Source organism: Actinomadura sp. NBRC 104425 (genome assembly GCF_030269545.1).
Classification (GTDB): Bacteria; Actinomycetota; Actinomycetes; order Streptosporangiales; family Streptosporangiaceae; genus Spirillospora; species Spirillospora keratinilytica.
The window spans coordinates 1-9,279 of record NZ_BSTN01000056.1; the positions used below are offsets into that span (position 1 = coordinate 1).

General features: G+C 71.0%; 2 protein-coding genes. Both read left to right on the plus strand.

Annotated elements, in window-relative coordinates; translation table 11 throughout:
* On the plus strand, positions 1 to 776 hold a 776-nt coding region (locus QSK22_RS32850), incomplete at its 5' end, for an AMP-binding enzyme (protein WP_285498391.1).
* The coding region (locus tag QSK22_RS32855; protein ID WP_285498392.1) for a non-ribosomal peptide synthetase at positions 776 to 9,279 on the plus strand (8,504 nt) is incomplete at its 3' end. The genes QSK22_RS32850 and QSK22_RS32855, both read left to right, overlap by 1 nt.

A 9,279-nucleotide genomic window follows, 5' to 3' on the forward strand; every position in this document is an offset into this window, starting at 1 on the left:
AGTTGTACATCGCCGGTGCCGGGCTGGCGCGCGGGTATGTCGGCCGGGCGGGTTTGACGGGTGAGCGGTTCGTGGCCTGCCCGTTCGGTTCGGGTGAGCGGATGTACCGGACCGGTGACCTGGCCAAATGGACACCGGACGGGCAGTTGGTGTTCGCGGGCCGGGCGGACGACCAGGCCAAGATCCGCGGGTACCGGATCGAACCCGCTGAGATCGAAACGGTCCTGCGGGCCCACCCCGGCATCGCCCAGGCGGCGGTCGTCGCACGCGAAGACACCCCGGGGGACCGGCGCCTGGTCGCCTACGTGGTCCCCGCCGACGGCCACGCGCCGGACGACATCGACCGGGACGCGGTACGGGAGCACCTGGCGCGGCGGCTGCCGGACTACATGGTGCCCGCCGCCGTGGAGCCGCTGGCCGAACTGCCGCTGACCGCCAGCGGGAAACTGAACCGCACGGCACTGCCCGCCCCCGGCCAGACGGCCGCCAAGGCCGCCCAACGCGCGCCGGCCAACGAGCGCGAGGCGGTGCTGTGCGAGATATTCGCGCAGGTCCTGGAACTGGAGTCGGTCGGAGTCGACGACAGCTTCTTCGAACTCGGCGGGCACTCGCTGCTCGCGATCCGGCTGCTGTCGCGCATCCGGGCCCGGCTCGGCGTGGAAGTCAAGATCCGGATGCTGTTCGAGGCGCCGACCCCGGCGAAGCTCGCGGCCAGATTGGGAAGCAGGAAGCCGGCGCGCCCGGCGCTGCGCCCGATGCGTAAGGAGAACCAGTGATGATTCCGTTGTCTTTCGCGCAGCGCCGCGTGTGGTTCCTGGTCCAGCTGGAGGGCCCCAGCCCGACGTGGAACATCCCGCTGGTCGTGCCGCTCGCCGGGGACGTCGACGTCGCCGCGCTGAACGCGGCGTTACGCGATGTGATCATCCGGCATGAGTCGCTCCGCACGGTCTTCCCGGCCGTGGACGGCGAACCGTACCAGCGCATCCTCGACCCGCAGGAGCTGGACTGGGAGCTCGAGGTGCGCCGGATCGCGCCCGGCGAGGCGGTCCAGGCGGCCGACCGGGCGGTGTGGCACGCGTTCGACCTGGCGTCGGAGGTGCCGATCCGGGCCTGGCTGTTCCAGGAGGTTCCCGACGAGCCGGAGGCCGGACCCGGTGAATGCCTGCTCGTGGTGCTGGTCCACCACATCGCGGCCGACGGCTGGTCGCTCGCGCCGCTGTCACGCGACGTGACCACGGCATACGCGGCGCGGGTGCGCGGCAAGGCCCCCGACTGGGAGCCGCTGCCGGTCCAGTACGCCGACTACGCCCTGTGGCAGCGGGAACTGCTGGGCGACGAGTCCGACCCGGAAAGCGTCTTGTCGGTCCAAATCGACTACTGGCGCCGGGCCCTGGCCGGGATACCGGAGGAGCTGCCCCTGCCGACGGACCGGCCGCGCCCGGCGGTGGCCGGCCACCGCGGACACGCCGTGCCGGTGCGCATCCCGGCCGAGACGCACCAGCGGCTGATGGACCTGGCGCGGGCCGAGGGCGCCACCACGTTCATGGTGCTGCAGGCCGCACTGGCCGTGACCCTGTTCCGGCTCGGCGCCAGCACCGACATCCCCATCGGCGTGGCGGTCGCCGGCCGGACGGACGAGGCGCTCAACGACCTGGTCGGGTTCTTCGTCAACACACTCGTCGTCCGCACGGACCTGTCGGGCGACCCGCAGTTCCGGCAGGTGCTGGCCCGGGTGCGGGAGGCCGGCCTGAGCGCGCTGGAACACCAGGACGTGCCGTTCGAGCGCCTGGTCGAAGAACTCGCCCCCGGGCGGTCGCTGGCCCGGCACCCGCTCTTCCAGGTGGCGCTGAACGTCCAGACCACACGGCGCACGGAACCCGGCGGCGCCCCGGCCGCCGACAGGCTGAGCCTGGTGCCCGCCAAATTCGATCTCGAACTGTCGCTGCGGGAGGCCCTCGACGCGTGGGGGCGCGCCGCCGGGATCCACGGCTCGCTGATCATCGCGGCCGACCTGTTCGACACCGCGACGGGCGAGGCGCTGGCGCGGCGCTGGACCCGGGTGCTGGACGCCGTGACCACGGCGCCCGACGTGCGTCTGCACGAGGTCGACGTGCTCGACCCGCACGAACGCGCGCTGCTGCTCGACGGCTGGAACACCGCCGCGACCGGCGTCGCGGACTCGACCATCGCCGAACTGGTGGAACGGCGGGCGGCCGCCGCCCCCGACGCGGTGGCGGTGGTGGCCGACGGCACCGAGCTGACCTACGCCGAACTGGACGCGCGGGCGAACCGCCTCGCCCGCTACCTGCGCGGCCGGGGCGTGGGCGCGGAATCGGTGGTGGCCGTGCTGATGGAACGCGGCCCGGACATCGTCGTGGCGATGCTCGCGGTGCTGAAGGCCGGCGGCGCCTACCTGCCGGTCGACCCGCGGTACCCGGCCGAACGCGTGGCCTACGTGCTGGCCGACGCCGGGGTGGCGGGCGTGCTGACCTCGGCGGAACACCTTCCACTGGTCGCCGGCCGTGCACCGGCGGACGTCGAGGTGACCGTGCTGGACGACCCGGCGGTCACGGCGGAACTGGCCGGACTGGACGGGACGGCGGTGTCCGCGGCGGCGTTGCCCGACCATCCCGCGTACGTCATCTACACCTCCGGGTCGACGGGCCGCCCCAAGGGCGTCGCGGTCAGCCACCGCAACGTCGTGGGGCTGTTCGCCGCCACCCGCGAACTGTTCGACCTCGGCCCGGACGACGTGTGGAGCTGCTTCCACTCGTTCGCGTTCGACTTCTCGGTGTGGGAGCTGTGGGGCGCGCTGGTGCACGGCGCGCGAGTGGTGATCGTGCCGTTCGAGGTGTCCCGTTCGCCGGTGCGCTTCGCCGAGACGCTGGAGCGCGAACGGGTGACGGTGCTCAGCCAGACCCCCTCGGCGATGTACCAGTTGCTGGCCGCGGAGGAGTTCACGCCGGGCGCGCTGCGCCTGGTGGTCTTCGGCGGCGAGGCGCTCGACCCGGCACGGCTGGACGCCTGGTGGGCGCGGTGGCCGGACGGGGACGGCGCGGCACTGGTGAACATGTACGGGATCACCGAGACCACCGTCCACGTCACGCACCGGCGGCTGGGCCCGGGCGACCAGGAGCTGGGCAGCGTGGTCGGCCGCGGCATCCCGGGCTGGTCGACGTACCTGCTGGACGAGACGCTCACCCCGGTGCCGGTCGGCGTCGTCGGCGAGCTGTACGTGGCGGGCACCGGGGTGGCGCGCGGCTACGTCGGCCGCCCCGGGCTGACCGCGGAACGCTTCGTCGCCTGCCCCTTCGGAACCGGCGAGCGGATGTACCGCACCGGCGACCTGGCCAAGTGGACGCCGGACGGCCAGTTGGTGTTCGCCGGCCGGGCCGACGACCAGGTGAAGATCCGCGGGTTCCGGATCGAGCCCGGCGAGATCGAAGCCGCCCTGCTGGCCCACCCGGACGTGACGCAGGCCGCCGTGGTCGCACGCGAGGACACCCCCGGAGACCGGCGGCTGGTGGCCTACGTGGTGGCCGCGGACGACGGCGCCGCCGACGGGCTGCGGGAGTTCGCGGCGGAACGGCTGCCCGAGTACATGGTTCCGGCCGCCGTGGTCGTCCTCGACGAGCTGCCGCTGACGCCGAACGGCAAACTCGACCGGAACGCGCTGCCCGCACCGCAGTACGTCACCGGCCAGGGCCGCCGGCCGGTCACGGCGCGGGAGGAGATCCTGTGCGGTGTGTTCGCGGACGTGCTGGGCGTGCCGTCCGTGGGTGTGGACGATGACTTCTTCGCGTTGGGTGGGCATTCGCTGCTCGCGGCGCGGTTGGCGTCGCGGATCCGGGCCGTGCTCGACGTGGAACTGCCGCTGTGGATGCTCTTCGAGGCGCCCACGGTCGCCGGGCTCGCGGCGCGCATCGCCGGTTCGGATGTGGAACAGGCCCGGCCGGCGTTGCGGGCGGGTGAGCGTTCGGAGCGGGTGCCGTTGTCGTTCGCGCAGCGTCGGCTGTGGTTCCTTGAGCAGTTGGAGGGGCCGAGCCCGACCTACAACCTGCCGATGGTGGTGCGGTTGAGCGGTGGGTTGGACGTGGCGGCGTTGGACGCGGCGTTGCGTGATGTGATCGGTCGTCACGAGTCGCTTCGTACGGTGTTCCCGTCCGCGGACGGTGAGCCGTACCAGCGGATTATGGACGTGGGGGACCTGGACTGGGCTTTGGAGGTCCGCCGGGTCGAGCCCGGTGAGCTGGGTGAGGCGGTCGCGCGGGCGACGCGGTATGCGTTCGATCTGGCGTCGGAGGTGCCGATCCGGGCCTGGTTGTTCGAGCCCGGCTCCGAAGAGCGGGTCCTGGTGGTCGTGATCCACCACATAGCCACCGACGGTTGGTCTCACCGGCCGTTGGGACGCGATCTTTCCGTGGCGTACGCGGCGCGGCTCCGGGGCGAGGCCCCCCAGTGGGACCCGCTGCCGGTCCAGTATGCCGATTACGCCTTGTGGCAGCGTGAGCTGCTCGGTGAGGAGTCCGATCCAGACAGCTTGCTGTCGGCTCAGGTCGAGTACTGGCGCCAGGCCCTGGCCGGGGCGCCGGAAGAGCTGCCGCTGCCGACAGACCGGCCCCGCCCGGCGGTAACGAGTCATCGCGGGTACCGGGCGCCTTTGCAGGTGTCGGCCGACGTCCACGAGCGGTTGGTCGAGCTGGCCCGTGCCGAGGGTGCCACCACCTTCATGGTGTTGCAGGCGGCGTTGGCGGTGACGTTGTCGCGGCTGGGTGCGGGTACCGATATTCCGATCGGGTCGGCGGTGGCGGGCCGTGGCGATGAGGCGTTGAACGATCTGGTCGGGTTCTTCGTCAACACGCTGGTGATCCGCACCGACCTGTCGGGTGACCCGGAGTTCCGGCAGGTGCTCGCCCAGGTGCGGGAGACGACCCTGGGTGCGCTGGAGCATCAGGACGTGCCGTTCGAGCGGCTGGTGGAGGAGCTGGCGCCGGAGCGGTCGCTGGCCCGGCACCCGCTGTTCCAGGTCATGCTGACCGTCCAGAACACCGACCGTGCGGCCCTGGACCTGGCGGGAACGGCCATCGACAACGACATGCCCCCCGCGACCGAGCCGACAGAGGTCCCGGCCAAGTTCGACCTCGACGTGGCCGTACGCGAGGTGTTCGACGAGCAGGGGCGTCCGGCCGGGTTGCGTGGTTCGGTAACTGTCTCGGCTGATCTGTTCGAGATGGCGTCGGCGGCGGGTCTGGCCGAGCGGTGGGGGCGCGTTCTGGAGACCGTGAGCGAGGTTCCGGACGTGCGGTTGCGCGCGGTCGACGTGTTGGACGCCGAGGAACGTCGTCTCGTGCTCGACGAGTGGAACGACACTGCGGCTGCGGTGCCGGAGGGCACGGTTTTGGAGTTGTTCGAGCGGTGGGTTGCGGATGCTCCGGATGCGGTCGCGGTCGTGCACGACGGGGTGCGGGTGACGTATGCCGAGCTGGACGCGCGGGCGAATCGGATCGCGCATCACCTGCGTGGCCTGGGCGTGGGTGCGGAGTCGCTGGTGGGCCTGTACCTGCCGCGTGGTGTGGACGTGGTGGCGGCGATGTTGGGTGTGTGGAAGGCGGGTGCGGCGTATCTGCCGATCGATCCGGTGAGTCCGGCCGAGCGTGTGGAGTTCTTGCTGGCCGACAGCCGCGCGGTCGCCCTCGTCACGACCGGCGACCTGCTGGAAGACGTGTCGGTGGCCGATGTTCCGGTGATCGCACTCGAGGAGGCGTGCTCGGCGGACGCTGTCGAGGCGGTGCCGTCTGTGCCGGTGGATCCGCGTGGGCTGGCGTATGTGATTTACACGTCTGGTTCGACGGGGCGGCCGAAGGGTGTGGCGGTTGCGCACGCGTCGTTGGTGAATTTGGTGTCGGTGTTCGGGCCGTTGATGGGTGCGGGTCCGGGTGTCGGGGTGTTGCAGTTCGCCTCGTTCGGGTTCGACGCGTCGGTGCTGGACGTGGCCGTTGTGTTGTCCTGCGGGGCGACGTTGTGGGTCGCCGGGGAGCGCGAGCGGTCCGAACCCCGTTTGGTGGATGCGTTGGACGGGGTCGGTGTGGCGAGCGTGGTGCCGTCCGTCCTGGAGGTGGTCGATCCCGAGGATTGGGCCGGCGTGCGGACGCTGCTGGTGGGGGCCGAGGCGATCAGTGGGGCAGTCGCACGGGCCTGGTCGGTGGGTCGGAACCTGGTGAACACCTATGGGCCGACGGAGGCCACGGTGATGGTGGCCTGCGGGGCGGTGGATCCGGATCGTGATGGTCCGGTGCCGTTCGGTCGTCCGATCGCCAACACCCGGTTGTACGTGCTGGACGAGGCGCTCGCACCGGCGCCCGTGGGCGTTGTGGGTGAGCTGTACATCGCGGGTGCCGGGTTGGCGCGCGGGTATGTCGGCCGGGCGGGTTTGACGGGTGAGCGGTTCGTGGCGTGCCCGTTCGGTTCGGGTGAGCGGATGTACCGGACCGGTGACCTGGCCAGGTGGACGCCGGACGGGCAGTTGGTGTTCGCGGGCCGGGCCGACGAGCAGATCAAGATTCGCGGGTTCCGGATCGAGCCCGGCGAGGTCGAGGCCGCCCTGCTGGCGCATCCGGATGTGTCCCAGGCCGCCGTGCTGGCCCGTGAGGACACCCCTGGCGAGAAGCGCCTGGTGGCCTACGTGGTGCCCGCCGGTGACGCTCGGCCAGGTGCCGAGGTGTTGCGTGAGCACGTGGCGCGGCGTTTGCCGGAGTACATGGTCCCGGCTGCCGTCGTCACATTGGACGAGCTGCCGCTGACCGTGAACGGCAAGCTCGACCGCAAGGTGTTGCCCGCCCCCGAGTACTCCACCGGGGCCGGCCGGGCTCCTGCCACGGTTCAGGAGGAGATCCTGTGCGCCGCCTTCGCGCAGGTGCTCGGTGTGGAGTCGGTCGGCGTGGACGACGACTTCTTCCGGCTGGGCGGGCATTCGCTGCTGGCGGTTCGGCTGGTCTCCCGCATTCGGGCCGCGCTCGGTGTGGAAGTGCCGCTGCGGGCGTTGTTCGAGGCGCCCACGGTGGCGCGGCTGGCGGCGCGGCTGGCCGAGGAGACGGGGCGGGCGCGGCTTCCGCTGCGGGCGGGTGAGCGTCCGGAGCGGGTGCCGCTGTCGTTCGCGCAGCGCCGCCTGTGGTTCCTGCACCAGCTGGAGGGGCCGAACACGACCTACAACATCCCGGTGCCGGTCCGGTTGACCGGCGATGTGGATGTGGCTTCGTTGGAAGCGGCGTTGCGCGATGTGATCGGCCGCCATGAGTCGCTTCGTACGGTGTTCCCGTCTGTAGAAGGTGAGCCGTACCAGCGGATCGTGGACCCGGCGGAGCTGGAGTGGCATCTTGAGGTGCGCGACGTCGAGCCCGGCGAACTGGCCGATGCGATCGCGCAGGTGACGCGGTATGCATTCGACCTGTCGGCGGAGGTGCCGATCCGGGCGTGGCTGTTCCAGGCCGGGACCGATGAGCGTGTGCTCGTGGTGATCGTGCACCACATCGCCGGTGACGGCTGGTCGATGGTGCCGCTGGGCCGCGATGTGTCGATGGCGTATGCGGCGCGGGTGCGCGGTGAGGCCCCCGAGTGGGAGCCGTTGCCGGTGCAGTACGCCGACTACGCCCTGTGGCAGCGTGAGCTGCTGGGGGAGGAGTCCGACCCGGACAGTTTGCTGTCGGCGCAGGTCGAGTACTGGCGGCGGGTGCTGGCCGGTATGCCGGAGGAGTTGGCGCTGCCTACTGACCGGCCGCGTCCGGCGGCGGCGACTCACCGTGGTCACCAGGTGCCGGTGCAGTTGCCCGCAGAGCTGCACGAACGGCTGGTGGAACTGGCCCGGACCGAAGGTGCCACCTCGTTCATGGTGTTGCAGGCCGCGCTGGCGGTGGCGCTGTCGCGGCTCGGTGCCGGCACTGACATTCCGATCGGTGCGGCGGTCGCCGGACGCACCGACGAGTCGCTGGACGATCTGGTCGGGTTCTTCGTCAACACGCTGGTGATCCGCACGGATCTGTCCGGCGACCCGCAGTTCCGTGAGGTGCTCGCCCGGGTGCGGGAGACGACGCTGGGGGCCTTCGCACACCAGGACGTGCCGTTCGAGCGACTCGTGGAGGAGCTGGCGCCGGAGCGGTCGCTGGCCCGGCACCCGCTGTTCCAGGTCATGCTGACCGTCCAGAACACCGACCGTGCGGTGCTGGACCTGCCGAACGTGGTGGCCGGTCCTGCGCCATTGGACGGGGCGACGACCGCAGCGAGATTCGACCTGGAAGTGTCGCTGGCAGAGACGTTCGACGAACAGGGCCGTCCGACGGGGGTACGCGGTTGGATGACCGGGTCGGTGGACCTGTTCGACGCCGAATCGGTCGAGGCCATGGCGCGGCGGTGGGTGCGCGTCCTGGAGACCGTGAGCGAGGCGCCGGACGTGCGGTTGCACGCGGTGAACGTGTTGGACGCCGAGGAACGTCGTCTCGTGCTCGACCAGTGGAACGACACCGCCGCGACGGTTCCGGACGGGACGGTTTTGGAGTTGTTCGCGCGGCAGGTGGCCGCTGTTCCGGATGCGGTGGCCCTGGTCCACGAGGGTTCGCGGGTCGAGTATGGCGAACTGGACGCCCGGGCGGACAGGTTCGCGCGTCGTCTGCGTGGTCTGGGGGTTGGTCCCGAGTCGGTGGTGGGGTTGTGTCTGCCGCGTGGTGTGGACGTGGTGGCAGCGATTTTGGGTGTGTGGAAGGCGGGTGCGGCGTATCTGCCGATCGATCCGGTGAATCCGGCCGAGCGTGTGGAGTTCTTGCTGGCCGACAGCCGCGCGGTCGCCCTCGTCACGACCGGCGACCTGCTGGAAGACGTGTCGGTGGCCGATGTTCCGGTGGTCACGGTCGAGGATCTGGGGGCGGTGGATGCCGTCGAGGCGGTGCCGCCCGCGCAGGTGGATCCGCGTGGGCTGGCGTATGTGATTTACACGTCGGGTTCGACGGGGCGGCCGAAGGGTGTGGCGGTTGCGCACGCGTCGTTGGTGAATTTGGTGTCGGTGTTCGGGCCGGTGATGGGGGCGGGTCCGGGTGTTGGGGTGTTGCAGTTCGCCTCGTTCGGGTTCGATGCGTCGGTGCTGGATGTGGCGGTGGCGTTGTCGCATGGCGCGACCTTGTGGGTTGCCGGTGACGAGCAGCGTTCTCAGCCGCGGCTGCTGCGGGAGCTGTCTGAGGTGAGTGTGGCGAGTGTGGTGCCGTCGCTGCTGGGGGTGTTGGAGCCGGACGATCT